The following is a 13383-nucleotide window of genomic DNA, read 5'->3' on the forward strand; positions in this document are numbered from 1 at the left end:
AGTTCGGCGGCGGCGCGTTCCGGCAAATCACCGTGTATTTATTGTGGCTTATTGCTTCGTGAAGCGGATCACTGCGGTATCCACGCCCGCGTCCGACAGACGCTGACGGCTCGAATTCATGTCTTCGAACTTCGAGAACGGCCCGATACGCACGCGGTAATACGTGACGCCGCCGGCGTCGCGCTGCGTGACTTTCGATTCGAAGCCCTGGAAGGCGAGGCGCGCGCGCTGCTGTTCGGCGTCCGCCGAGGTCTTGTACGCGCCCACTTGCAGGAAGTAGCCGGTGTTCGCATCGCCCGGCGCGGGCGCCGCGCCCGAACCGGGCTTGGCGTTCGCGGCCGTGGTGGACGAAGTGCTCTTCGGCGCCGAACCTGCCGCGGTGGCGGCCGGTGCGCTGGAGGCTTGCGGCTTCTTCGCCGGCGTGGTGGCCGTGCCGTTGCCGTTATCCTGCGCGGGCTTCGGTGCGACCGCCGTGCCGTTCGCGTTGCCGCTGTTCCCGTTAGCCGGCGGCACCTCGACGATCTGCGGTTCTTCCAGCATGCCCGACTGCGTCTGCGAGTTGGTCTGGCCCGGCGCGGTGTTCGGCGGCGCAGGTTGCGCGGCTTGCGGCACAGGTTGACCCGGCGTCTTGCCTTGCAGCGGACGGTTCGGGTCGTATTGCGGCTGGTTCGCGCTGGAAGAATCGGACGCCGCGGGCGGCGCCACCTTCGAGACGAACGGCGTAGGCGCACGGGTGATATACAGCGCAACCACTACCGCGATCGCAAGGCCGACGATCAGGCCCAGCACGATTCCGAGAAAAGTGCCCCCGGTTTGTTTCGATTGCTTTGTTGTGCGGCGTGGTTTTGCCATCGTATGAATCACCTGCAAAAAGAATCCTGGAACGGCCGTCGATTATAACGACGGCCCCATGCATGTTGCGCCGGAGGACTTACATCTTGGCGGGAGCGGAGACGCCGATCGTCGCGAGACCGTTGGCCAGCACTTGACGCGTGGCCGCGAGCAGCGCCACGCGTGCATTGCGCTCGGCCGCATCGTCGACCAGCACGCGCTCGGCACGGTCATTGTAGAACGAGTGGAATTCCCCGGCGAGGTCGCGCAGATAGAACGCGACCGCGTGCGGCGCGAGTTCGTCGGCGGCGTGTTGCAGCATGTCCGGGAATTCGGCGAGCTTGTTTAGCAGGGCCATGGCGCGTTCGCTGGTGAGCGGCGAGACGTCCACGTCCGCCAGCGTGCTTTCGTCCGTGCTGTAGCGCGCCTTGCATTCGGCGATGACCGAGCAGATCCGCGCGTGCGCGTATTGCACGTAATGAACCGGATTCTCGTCGTTCTGCTTCAGCGCGAGGTCGATGTCGAACACGAATTCCGTATCCGCCTTGCGCGAGATCAGGAAGAAGCGCACGGCGTCGCGTCCGCGGCGAATCGTTTCCTCGTCGATCAGATCGACGGCGGCTTCCGAGCCCGGCGTGGCGCCGCCCGACCATTCGATCAGGTCGCGCACGGTCACGTAACTGCCGGCGCGCTTGGAGATCTTCACCTCTTCGCCGTTGCGCATGACCGTGACCATCTTGTGCAGGATGTAGTCGGGGTAGCCCTTCGGAATGCCGACGCCGAGACCTTGCAGGCCGGCGCGCACGCGCGCGATCGTGCCGTGGTGGTCCGAGCCCTGAATGTTGATGACCTTGGTGAAGCCGCGTTCCCACTTGGCGACGTGATAGGCGACGTCCGGCACGAAATACGTGTAGGTGCCGTCGCTCTTGCGCATCACGCGGTCTTTGTCGTCGCCGTCGTCGGTGGTGCGCAGCCACAGCGCGCCTTCCTGTTCGTACGTCTTGCCGGCGGCGATCAACGCCTCGACGGTCTTCTCGACCCGGCCTTCCTTGTACAGCGAGGATTCCAGATAGTACTGGTCGAACTTCACGCCGAATGCCTGCAAGTCCATGTCCTGCTCGCGCCGCAGGTACGCCACGGCAAAGCGGCGGATCGCTTCGAGGTCTTCCACGTCGCGCGCGCCGGTGACCGGCTCGCCGTCGCTCGCGGCCACGGTGACGCCGTTCAGATAGTCTCGCGCGATCTCGGCGATGTACTCGCCGTTGTATGCCGAAGCCGGCCAGCCTGCGTCGCCGGGAGCGAGGCCGCGCGCGCGTGCCTGGGTCGACAGCGCGAGTGTCTGGATCTGCACGCCGGCGTCGTTGTAGTAGAACTCGCGGTGCACATCATAGCCTTGTGAGGCCAGCACGTTCGAGAGCGCGTCGCCGAGCGCGGCCTGACGGCCGTGGCCGACGTGCAGCGGGCCGGTGGGGTTGGCCGAGACGAATTCGATCAGCACATGCTTGCCGGCGTCGCGCTGGGAACGGCCGAAAGCTTCTTTCTCGGCGAACACGGCGGCGATCACAGCCTGCTTGGCGGCGGACGCGAGGCGCAGGTTGATAAAGCCGGGGCCGGCCACTTCGGCGGCTTCGACGAGACCTTTGGCCTGCGGCTGCGCGAGCAGCGCGTCGACAATCTGTTGCGCCAGCTGACGCGGATTGGCGCGCAGCGGCTTGGCGAGTTGCATCGCCACGTTGCACGCGACGTCGCCGTGCGCGGCGACCTTGGGACGCTCAAGCGTGATGGTGGGCGACGCGAACGCGGCTTCGCTCGCGCCTTGCGAGGCGGTCGCGACCTGCTTCACCGTGTCGGCGAGCAGTGTTTCGAGAGTAAGTTTATGTGCAGGCAGCATGCTTGTTGCGAGTCCAGTGAGGCAATCCGGTGAAGCGGGAGAGGCGCCGGCCGCGCGAGGCGCAACCGGTTCGTCAGAAGCGTGGAAAGCGGCATGCACTTGCTGAAGCGCGGCGGGCGCAATGCGCCCGGTATCAGGCACGTTGTCTGCAACGCTTCAAATGCGGTGCAGGCGGCCTGCCGTGGCGTTGGCCGCTGGGCGGGCCGCGGCGGTTCGCGGGTTGTGCTCAATCGGCCTGGCCACGTTACACGCCCTTCGCCGCGCGGTGCATTGCGGCACGCTTTTCCGTCCAGACGGATTTTAGCAGGTGCTAATATGTTCAATGAGATGCCCAACAAGGGCCGTGGCCGCCGCGCCTGACTGGCGAGCCAACGTAACGCGCGCTGGCAGCCGCCTTTGGGCGGCTTGCGCGCCAATCCAACATAACGAAAAAGGGAACAGTCATGCTGATTACTTTCAAATGCCGCGCCTGTCCGGACGTGATGATGCTGGAAAATCTCGCGCAGTATCTGGTCGGCATCGTCGGCAAGCGGCTGGGTGAGCGCGGCGTGATCACTCACGACGAAGCGGGGCTGGCCATCGAGAAGCTCGAGGCAGCCATTACCTTCGACAAGCAGGAACGTGCCGAGCACGACGGCCATTTTCACGAAGGCGAAGACGGCCACGAGCATCACGAAATTCCGCCGGGACTCGCGCAGCGCGCGTATCCGTTTCTCGACATGCTGCGCGCGGCGCAGAAGGAAAACGCGGATATCGTCTGGGGTCTCTGATCCCACGCTGAACCGCTGTGCGCGGCGTTCAAAAGAGCCGTGGCACCCGGCGGGGCGAAACCTTGCGCACCAATGAAAAGAGCCCGCTTAATGCGGGCTCTTTGTCGTTCAGAGATTCAGACCGACCGGCGCTGCCGTGCCGCTTACTGGCTGGCGGCGTCCGCCGGCGCGGCTGCGGGAGCCGACGCACCCTTCTTCGCTTTCTGTTTCTTCGGTTTCTTGACGTGTTTCACCGTGGGCGGCGAATACGAACTGACCGAGCTGGAACCGCCAGGTGCGGCCGGCTGGGCCAGCGCCGCCGTGGCGCCGAGGGCAAGCGAAACAGCGGTCAACAACAGCGTCAGCTTCTTCATACGATTTTCTCCGTTGACGATTGCAATTATTAAGCCGACGCGTTTTGGCCGCGTCTGGCGGGGTCAAGCCGCCTCAGTCTACAAAGCCGAAAATTACGTTGCCGCAAATATTCAGTCTTTCAAGCCCGATATAGTGGGGTTCCCGCCACGCCCGACGGCTTATAGCAAAGGCGCCAAGGCGCGTTCCGCATCCGTTTTCGACAGCGCCATGCGCTTTGCGTAGTCTTCCAGTTGGTCCTGACCGATCTTGCCGACCGAGAAGTATGTGCTGTCCGGATGCGCCAGATAGAAACCGGAGACGCTCGCCGCCGGCAGCATGGCCAGCGACTCGGTCACGCTCATGCCGATTTCGGTGGCGTGCAGCACGTCGAACATGTCGCGCTTCACCAGGTGATCCGGGCAGGCCGGATAACCGGGCGCCGGACGGATGCCGTGGTACTTTTCCGCGATCAGATCTTCATTGGAGAGCGTTTCGGCGTTCGCGTAGCCCCACAGGTCGCGCCGCACGCGCGCATGCAGGGCTTCGGCGAAGGCTTCGGCGAAACGGTCGGCGAGTGCTTTCAGCATGATCGCGCTGTAGTCGTCGTGATCCTTTTCGAACTGCTTTTCCTTCACGTCGACGCCCAGACCCGCCGTGACCGCGAACATGCCGATGTAGTCGGCCACGCCCGAGTCCTTCGGCGCGATGAAGTCGGCGAGCGACCGGTTCGGACGCATCACGCCGTCCACCACCGGACGCACGCTCTGCTGGCGCAGATTGCGCCATGTGAGCGCGACTTCCGAACGCGATTCGTCCGTGTAGATTTCGATGTCGTCGTCGTTCACGGTGTTGGCCGGCAGCAGCGCGATCACGCCGTTCGCCTGCAGCCAGCGGCCCTGGATCAGGCGCGCGAGCATCGACTTGCCGTCCGAGAACACGCGTCGCGCCGATTCGCCGACTATCTCATCGTTCAGAATGGCCGGATACGGGCCGGCCAGATCCCACGTCTGGAAGAACGGACCCCAGTCGATATAGTTCGCCAGTTCGCTCAGATCGAAATTCTTGAACACGCGGCGGCCGATGAACTTCGGCTTGACCGGCTGATAACTCGCCCAGTCGACCTTGGTCTTGTTGGCGCGAGCCTCGGCCAAAGTGACCATGGGCTGCGCCTTCTTGTTGGCGTGCTGAACGCGGATCCGGTCGTAATCGGACTTGACTTCGTCGAGATACTTTGCCGCGCCTTCGTCGGACAGCAGGCTCGACGCCACGGAGACCGAGCGCGACGCGTCCGGCACGTAGACCACGGGCCCTTCGTAATGCGGGGCGATCTTCACGGCGGTATGCACACGTGATGTGGTCGCGCCGCCGATCAAAAGCGGAATCTTCTTCACGCGGAAGTAGTCGTCGCGCTGCATTTCCGAGGCGACATACGCCATTTCTTCGAGGCTCGGCGTGATCAGTCCGGAGAGCCCGATAATGTCCGCGCCTTCGACCTTCGCCTTCGCGAGAATGTCGTTGCAGGAGACCATCACGCCCATGTTGACCACTTCGAAGTTATTGCACTGAAGCACCACCGAGACGATGTTCTTGCCGATATCGTGCACGTCGCCCTTCACCGTGGCGATGACGATCTTGCCCTTCGCGCGCACGTCCGCGCCGGCCTCGGCGAGCTGCTTCTTTTCTTCTTCAATGTACGGAATCAGATGCGCGACGGCCTGTTTCATCACGCGCGCCGACTTCACCACTTGCGGCAGGAACATCTTGCCCTGACCGAACAGGTCGCCGACGATGTTCATGCCGTCCATCAGCGGACCTTCGATCACGTTGATCGGGCGGCCGCCATCAGCGGCGATCTTCGCGCGCACTTCTTCGGTATCTTCGACAATGAAGTTGGTGATGCCGTGCACGAGCGCATGCGACAGACGCTTCTCGACCGGCTGGTTGCGCCATTCGAGGTTCTCCTCCTTCTTCGCGGCGCCGGTCTTGAACTTGTCGGCGATTTCGAGCAGGCGGTCGGTGCCGTCTTCACGGCGGTTCAACACCACGTCTTCGACACGCTCGCGCAGCTCCGGATCGAGGTCGGCGTACACGCCGAGCTGGCCCGCGTTGACGATGCCCATGTCCATGCCCGCCTGGATCGCGTGATACAGGAACACGGTGTGAATCGCCTCGCGAACCGGATCGTTGCCGCGGAACGAGAACGACACGTTCGACACGCCTCCGCTCACCTTCGCGTACGGCAGATTCTCTTTGATCCAGCGCGTGGCGTTAATGAAGTCGACGGCGTAATTGTTGTGTTCTTCGATGCCGGTTGCGATCGCGAAGATGTTCGGATCGAAGATGATGTCTTCCGGCGGGAAGCCGACTTCGTTCACGAGGAAGTCATACGAACGCTTGCAGATCTGCGTCTTGCGCTCGAAGGTGTCCGCCTGGCCTTGTTCGTCGAAGGCCATCACCACGGCGGCCGCGCCGTAGCGGCGAATCAGGTTCGCGTGGTGGCGGAACGCATCTTCACCTTCCTTCAGGGAGATCGAGTTGACGATCGCCTTGCCTTGCACGCACTTCAAGCCCGCTTCGATCACTTCCCATTTCGACGAGTCGATCATGATCGGCACGCGCGCGATATCCGGCTCCGACGCGATCAGGTTCATGAAGCGCACCATCGCCGCTTTCGAATCCAGCATGGCTTCGTCCATGTTGACGTCGATGACCTGTGCGCCGTTTTCGACCTGCTGGCGCGCGACCGCGATCGCATCGTCGAACTGGTCGTTCAGGATCATTCGCGCGAACGCCTTCGAGCCGGTCACGTTGGTGCGTTCACCGACGTTGATGAAAAGCGTCCCGGACGTGACGTTGAACGGCTCGAGGCCGGAAAGGCGCATGGTGTGATCGGTCATGGCGTATGTGCTCGATTGCTGCGATTAAGTGCGTCGTGTTCGATAGCGGAAATGTGGCGGCGGCTCGACGAGACGCGGCTGGACTCAGGCCGCGTCGCGGTATTGCGTCGGCCATTGGCGCGGCTTCACCTCAGCCAGCGCCTGCGCAATCGCCGCAATATGCTCCGGCGTCGTGCCGCAGCAACCGCCCGCAATATTCACCAACCCAGCCTGCGCGAACTCCTTCAGCAAGCCCGAAGTATCCGCGGGCAGTTCATCAAAGCCCGTATCGCTCATTGGATTCGGCAAGCCCGCGTTCGGATAGCACGACACATACGTATCGCAGAGCTTGGCCAGTTCGGCGATATACGGCCGCATCAACGCCGCGCCCAACGCGCAGTTCAAACCGAACGTGAGCGGTTTCGCATGACGCAGCGAGTTCCAGAATGCTTCAACCGTCTGACCCGACAGAATGCGCCCCGACGCGTCGGTGACAGTGCCCGAGATCATGATCGGCAAACGCTCGCCGGTGTCTTCGAACAGTTCGTCGAGCGCGAACAGCGCGGCCTTCGCATTGAGCGTGTCGAAAATGGTTTCGACGAGGAACAGATCGGCGCCGCCGTCGAGCAAGGCCTTGGCCTGCTCGTAGTAGGCCGCGCGCAGTTCATCGAACGTCACGTTGCGCGCGCCCGGATCGTTCACGTCGGGGGAAATGCTCGCGGTCTTCGGCGTCGGTCCGATTGCGCCGGCGACGAAGCGCGGCTTGTCGGGCGTCGAATATTTGTCGCAGGCGGCGCGGGCCAGTTTCGCCGACTCGAGATTCATTTCGACGGCAAGGTCTTCCATGCCGTAGTCCGCCTGAGCGACCGTGGTCGCACCGAACGTGTTGGTTTCGATGATGTCCGCGCCCGCCGCCAGATACTGCTCGTGAATCTCGCCGATGATCTGCGGCTGCGTGATCGACAACAACTCGTTGTTGCCCTTGATGTCGCGCCCGTAGTCCTTGAAGCGTTCGCCGCGATAGCGGGCTTCGTCGAGCTTGTAGCGCTGGATCATCGTGCCCATTGCGCCGTCCAGGATCAGGATGCGCGACTTGAGCAGCGCGGGCAGCGCTGTGCCGCGCGTATAGGCGGCGTCGGGGCGGACTGGCGTGGCGGTTCGGGCGGGCTGGTTCATGGCGGACAAGGGCTTGCGCCGGCTTTTTCGGGAAACCTGTCATTGTAGCCGCTGCCGGCCAGATGCGCCCGGCGCGGGCGGAGCAGCGGCCTTCCGCTATTGAAAAGCATGCTGCCTGGGAAAACGGAAAGCGGCGAGACAAAAAAGCATCAGCGGCGCCACAAAGAAAACGGCCCAGCGAGGCAAAAGCCTGCTGGGCCACTTCATATTTGCCGACCGACTTGTAAAAGCCGCCTGCGTGCCCGGTTACGGGGGCGGACGGCGCGGTCGATGTATGTCGCCAAAAACGCTAAGCCGAACCTCGCGGTTAGTGAAGAATCACCGGTTGATGCATCAGGCTGTCGAACTGGCCGAGGAATTCGTCTACTTCGTCCAGCGACGGTTCTTCTTCGATCAGCTTCTGCACGTGCTCGCGAAACCGCGCCGCCATTGCGCCGTCGATATAGATCTCACGCTGCATGTTTTTGTCGACGATCTCGTAGCCGCCGGACTTCATGGCCAGCGGGCCTTCCTGCGGCGGAAACTCGACGACACAATAGTTGGGGCTGTTGTAGATCATTTGCATGGCGACACTCCTTATTTCCGTTGGCTCCTGGCCATTCCTGCGCCATAGGTGGAGCGTATGGTTTGGAATTCAAGGGGTGGGTCCGGATTGACGCTTGTAAAGTTCCGAACCTACCGGTTAGACCGGCCTTTCAAGAAACGTTTCAAGCAGTGCAGCAAAACGGTGAGATTGCTCGATGGGCGCGAGGTGAGCGGCATCCAGCAATTCGAAGCGTGCGCCTTCGATGGCGTCTGCTATCGCCTGCGTAGCAGCAGGCGGCGTGCCCGTGTCGTGGCGGCCCGCCACGGTCAATGTTGGGCATCGGATTGTTCCCAGCTTACTGCGTACGTCGAATTCGCGCAGAGCTTCGCACGCCATGGCGTAGCCTTCTGGCAACGTGCTGGTCAACACGTCGCGGATTTGCTCGACTGCTTCGGGGTGCGCGGACTGAAAATCGGGGGTCAGCCAGCGGCTCAACGTCGCGGGAACGAGCGGCGCCATGCCACTGTCACGGGCCGCGGCGGCGCGCTGATCCCAGGTGGCGCGGGCTTCCTGCGGCGTGCCGCCGCTGCTGTCGGCGATCGTCAAGGTATTTACGCGCGCGGGATGATCGAGTGTGAATTGCTGCGCGATCATGCCCCCCATCGACATGCCGACCAGATGCGTACTGGGTGCGCCCAGTGCATCGAGCAGCGTGGCGAGATCGTGTGACAGATCGACGATGCCAAAGGGTGCGCCGGACGCGGCGGTCTTGCCGTGACCACGCACGTCGTAGCGCAATACGGTGTAGTCGTCGCGGAAATAGCCGGCGAGTTGATCCCACACGGACAAATCGCCGCCGAGCTGATGGATGAACGTCAGCCACGGGCCGCCGCCCTCGTTGCTCAACACATAGCGCGTCTCGATACGGTTGATGTTCACTTGCATGCGGGCTCCTTTGAAAGGGAACGCAGTGGAAGGTCCATTCGCGCGCTGCGTGCCACCTGGCCACTTGCCTGCAGGGCTGATCAATATACGCAGCATATTCGCGAACGGATGCAGCAGCAGGTGCGAGTCAGCTTCATGGCGGAAGTTTCGCCGCTCAGATAGAAACTCTCTTCAAGTTGCAGGCTCAGGGTTTGATGATGCCGGGCGTGTTGCCGGGGTCGGTCGGATCGACCCGCGAGGCGGGCGCAGCTTCGGGCATAGCTGCCGATGCGGCCGGAAGCGGCGGCGGAGCTGCAAGTGCGGCTGAATTGTCAGGAGAAGCCGCAGCCGCGTCACCATTGCTGTTGGGAGCGCTGCCACCCATGTCGGCATTGAGCTTGCCGCGCCACACCAGTTCGAATTGCGTACCGTTCGGCTCCGTCTGAACGATGCGCGCAGGCAGCCAGCCGAGCGACGGCGCGAGCCACACGTCGATGCGGCGCAAATCGCCGTCATGGCGGGGCAGCCGTTTGAAATGACGCGTGTCGAGGAAACCTTCGGCCGTGCGGATGGTTTCGTCGCCGATCGTCTCGACCGGCCAGTTCTCGCCGCTATCGTTGTCGGCCACGAAGAACTGGCGCGTCACGCCCGGTTTGTAGGCGCCCGGGTCGCCGCGCACGAGGCTCGCAAGCTGCATCACCATGCTGAAGCGATCCTGCGCGCCGTCGGGCAACGGTACGGTGGACGGTGTGCGCGTAAAAGCGATCTTCTTGTCGGCGCGGTTAAAGATGGCGATGTCTTCCGCCCGGCGGCCACGTTTTTCGACGTACTGGTCCGGCGCGAGACCGAAAGCGTCGATACGGCCATGGCTCGCGTACACGAAGGTGCCGACAAAAGGCAGCGGCACGGAGACGACCATCTCGTAGCTTTGCGCGTTGCTGGTCCAGTGGATCGTGCCGGGCTGGTTGCGCACGCCGTTGTAGAACGTGTCGTACTGGAGTTCGCCCGATGGCGGGACGGAGAACTTCACGCCTGGCGACGCTTGCGGCGCGCTCGCGGCAGCGGGGGCGCTGGCCGTGCCGGTGACGCTGGTGGCGTTGGCTGCCGCGTTGACGCTCGACACAGCGCCCGGAGCGCTTGCAACGGCTTCCGATGCCGCGACAGGTGCCGCCGGCGCGGCTTGCTTTGCCGGCCGCAGCGCGGTCAGCACATGTTCACGCGGCTTGCTCGCGGCGGCGTGGCGAGCGGGCGCCGGTTCAGGCGCGGGAGACGCGGCGGTGGCTGGTTTGCGTTCGATACGTTGGGGCGTCAGCAATGCAACCTGCACCGGCACATGCTCATTGTCGGAGGGATTCAGGTTTGCGCGATTTCGCTCGACCCATTGCGCGGCGATCCAGTGCAAAGCGGCCACGATCAACAGCACCACGATCCAGCGCCACGCGCGCAAACCGGTGCGCGGCCCGCTGGGCGGCGCGCGATCGGAACGGTGGGTAGCGGGGGCTGAGGACATCGGTCAGTGCTTGTATGCGGGCGGATAGCTTCGGGATCGACTCGCAGCGCGTGCGAGCGGCGGTGAATACGACAACGGCGCCAGGCCTGACGCCTGAAGCGTACAAGGCGGGCAGCGAACCGATTCGACCGCATCGCCGCGAGCGATGTTCCGCGCGGTTGAAAACACGCGCACGTTCAAGACCCGGAACAGTACACGCAGCGCAGTGCCGCCATGCTTGCCGACTGAGTTCACGTCAAACCCTGCAACGCGCCACGCACCCAACGCGCCGCATCACACCTATTCGTCGCGCGGCGATGCACTATACCCCAGCTCATACGAGAGCTTTTCTGCGCAGTCGCGCAACGCCGTATCGATCTCGCCGCCCCAGCGAATATCGAACGCGCCCTCATGACCGAGTGCGATGAGCCCAAGCGCGAGTTCGCCGGTCGAGTCGAACACCGGCATGCAGAACGCGTGAATGGTCGGCAGCAACATGCCTTCGACACGCGCCGCCTGGTGCTCTCGCACCTGCGCGAGGACCTTTTCGACTTCATCGCGCGTACGGGGCGCGCCGATATGCGACGAACGGCGCGAATCAGCCAGTTCACGTTCGAGCATCGCGGCAGTCTTGCTCGACGGCAGATATGCGGCGAACAACAGGCCGGTGGCGGAGCTGAGCAGCGGCATCACGTCGCCGAGTTTGAGCGACGCCTTTGCCGGATAGCTCGATTCCATCCAATGCACCATGGTCGGCCCCTGATTGCCCCATACCGCGATGCCGACCGTGAGATCGAGCCGGTCGCGCAATTCGGAGAGCGCGATGCGCGCGAGCTTGACGCCGTCGACGCGCGCGAGCCGCGCGAGTCCCAGTTGCAGCGCGAATCCGCCCAGCTCGTAACGGCCCGACAGCGGGTCTTGCGACACCACACCGAGGCGCAGAAAACTGACCAGATAGCGATGCGCTTTCGCCGGGCTCATGCCGGCACGCTGGGCGAGATCGCGCAGCATCATGGCGCGAGGCTCGCGGGTCAGCACATCGAGCAATTTGAAGCCGACTTCGATCGACTGGATGCCCGAGCGCAGCTTTTCCTCGCCGCCATCGACACTTTCGCCGCCTTCGTCGTCGGATTCGGTCGGGTCGAGCGGTTCAGCGGAGTCGGCGTTGGTGCGGATGGCGCCGGAGCGGGCAGTTGGAGGCATGAGCGAGGCGCACGCAGCGCATTCAAAAAGTGATACACGGTGAGGCGGACCGTCGGCACTTGGGCCGGGCCGATTCACCATCGTAGAATAGATTCCTTCTATCGTCACTAACACGGTTCATTCCTCTATGAAACTTGCCACGCTGAAGGACGGCACGCGCGACGGTCAACTGATCGTCGTGTCCCGCGACCTGCACACCGCGGCTGTCGCCGACGCGATCGCGCCCACCTTGCAACGCGTGCTCGACGACTGGGTCTTCTACGCGCCGCAATTGCAGGATCTCTATGACGCGCTCAATCAGGGCCGCGCGCGCAACACTTTTCCGTTCGACGCCAAGGAATGCATGGCGCCGCTGCCGCGCGCGTTCCAGTGGGCCGACGGCTCGTCGTATGTGAACCATGTCGAACTGGTGCGGCGCGCGCGCGGCGCGGAAATGCCGCCGGAGTTCTGGACCGATCCGCTGATGTATCAGGGCGGCAGCGACGACTTCATCGGACCGAAAGACGACGTACTGTGCGCATCCGAAGCATTCGGCATCGACTTCGAGGCGGAAGTCGCCGTGATCACCTCCGACGTGCCGATGGGCGCCACGCCCGACCAGGCGCTCCGAAGCGTGCGTTTGATCACGCTCGTCAACGACGTGTCGCTGCGCAATCTGATTCCCGCCGAATTCGCGAAAGGCTTCGGCTTTTTCCAGAGCAAGCCGGCGACGTCGTTCGCGCCGGTCGCGGTGACGCCCGACGAACTCGGCGAACACTGGCGCGAAGGCCGCGTGCATCGGCCGATGATCGTCCACTGGAACAACAGGAAAGTCGGCCAGCCGGATGCCGGCACGGACATGGTGTTCCACTTCGGCCAGTTGATCGCGCACGCCGCGAAAACGCGCAATCTGCGCGCGGGCGCGATTGTCGGCTCGGGCACGGTGTCGAACAAGGACGCCAAGCGCGGCTATTGCTGTATCGCCGAGAAGCGCTGCCTCGAAACCATCGAGCACGGCGCGCCGCAGACCGAGTTCATGAAGTACGGCGATACGGTGAAAATCGAAATGTTCGACGAAGCGGGCAAGTCGATTTTCGGTTCGATCGACCAAGGCATTGCGCCGCTGGATTGACGCACCGCTGTTGTGCGGAACGCGGCTTGCCGGTCACGTCCGCATTCGCGTGCTTCGTTCCGATTCGAAAGGGTTTCGCCCGATGCCGCGGCGAGTGCGCGCGGCTACACTGACTGGCGCGACGGCATGGCCGGGGTGGCTGACTGCGGGTCCGTCGCAGGACTGTCGCGTAGCCGAGTGTGAACGGCACGTGAGTAGGGCATGAGCCGGGACATCGGCGGTACATCAAAACGAAAAACCGACGTGAGGAGAC

11 protein-coding genes are annotated in these 13383 nt (G+C 63.4%); 2 read left to right on the top strand and 9 right to left on the bottom strand.

Annotated elements, in window-relative coordinates; all coding sequences use genetic code 11:
• Positions 1–48: 48 nt before the first annotated feature.
• Together B0G80_RS17205 and argS are read right to left on the bottom strand one after the other, a co-directional pair.
• Positions 49–870 carry an SPOR domain-containing protein gene (locus B0G80_RS17205; protein WP_116118760.1) on the bottom strand — a complete coding sequence of 274 codons (822 nt, stop codon included), beginning with the start codon at positions 868–870 and terminating at the stop codon, positions 49–51.
• Between the two features lie 61 nt (positions 871–931).
• On the bottom strand, positions 932–2722 hold the full coding sequence (gene argS / locus B0G80_RS17210; protein ID WP_116118761.1) for an arginine--tRNA ligase: 1791 nt from the start codon (positions 2720–2722) through the stop codon (positions 932–934).
• A gap of 443 nt (positions 2723–3165) precedes the next feature.
• Here argS and B0G80_RS17215 point away from each other — a divergent pair, with 443 nt between their 5' ends.
• A complete protein-coding gene (locus B0G80_RS17215) occupies positions 3166–3492 on the top strand; it encodes a DUF1840 domain-containing protein (RefSeq protein ID WP_106282286.1) in 327 nt (108 codons plus the stop codon).
• 143 nt (positions 3493–3635) lie between these two features.
• On the opposite strand, the gene B0G80_RS17220 is transcribed toward B0G80_RS17215, so the two are convergent.
• From B0G80_RS17220 to B0G80_RS17250, 7 genes are all read right to left on the bottom strand, one after another.
• The gene (locus B0G80_RS17220; protein ID WP_012431543.1) at positions 3636–3845 is read right to left on the bottom strand and encodes a hypothetical protein; all 210 of its coding nucleotides are present in this window, start codon (positions 3843–3845) and stop codon (positions 3636–3638) included.
• 159 nt (positions 3846–4004) lie between these two features.
• Positions 4005–6722, bottom strand: coding sequence for a methionine synthase (metH, locus tag B0G80_RS17225; protein WP_181919970.1), 2718 nt, complete (start codon positions 6720–6722; stop codon positions 4005–4007).
• Between the two features lie 84 nt (positions 6723–6806).
• Positions 6807–7877 carry a homocysteine S-methyltransferase family protein gene (locus tag B0G80_RS17230; protein ID WP_116118762.1) on the bottom strand — a complete coding sequence of 357 codons (1071 nt, stop codon included), beginning with the start codon at positions 7875–7877 and terminating at the stop codon, positions 6807–6809.
• Between the two features lie 307 nt (positions 7878–8184).
• Positions 8185–8442 carry a DUF3567 domain-containing protein gene (locus B0G80_RS17235; RefSeq protein WP_007179533.1) on the bottom strand — a complete coding sequence of 86 codons (258 nt, stop codon included), beginning with the start codon at positions 8440–8442 and terminating at the stop codon, positions 8185–8187.
• Positions 8443–8559: 117 nt separating this feature from the next.
• Positions 8560–9348, bottom strand: a complete 789-nt coding sequence (locus B0G80_RS17240; protein WP_116118763.1) for an alpha/beta fold hydrolase — start codon at positions 9346–9348, stop codon at positions 8560–8562.
• Positions 9349–9532: 184 nt separating this feature from the next.
• Positions 9533–10837 (bottom strand): DUF3108 domain-containing protein, encoded by a 1305-nt coding sequence (locus B0G80_RS17245; RefSeq protein WP_116118764.1) that lies wholly within the window; start codon positions 10835–10837, stop codon positions 9533–9535.
• Between the two features lie 279 nt (positions 10838–11116).
• The gene (locus B0G80_RS17250) at positions 11117–12019 is read right to left on the bottom strand and encodes an IclR family transcriptional regulator (protein WP_116118765.1); all 903 of its coding nucleotides are present in this window, start codon (positions 12017–12019) and stop codon (positions 11117–11119) included.
• A 127-nt stretch (positions 12020–12146) separates the two neighbouring features.
• Between B0G80_RS17250 and B0G80_RS17260 the strand changes: the two genes are divergently transcribed.
• A complete protein-coding gene (locus B0G80_RS17260) occupies positions 12147–13130 on the top strand; it encodes a fumarylacetoacetate hydrolase family protein (RefSeq protein ID WP_116118766.1) in 984 nt (327 codons plus the stop codon).
• Positions 13131–13383: the final 253 nt, after the last annotated feature.

The sequence above is a fragment of the Paraburkholderia sp. BL6669N2 genome, assembly GCF_003387275.1.
Taxonomy (GTDB): domain Bacteria; phylum Pseudomonadota; class Gammaproteobacteria; order Burkholderiales; family Burkholderiaceae; genus Paraburkholderia.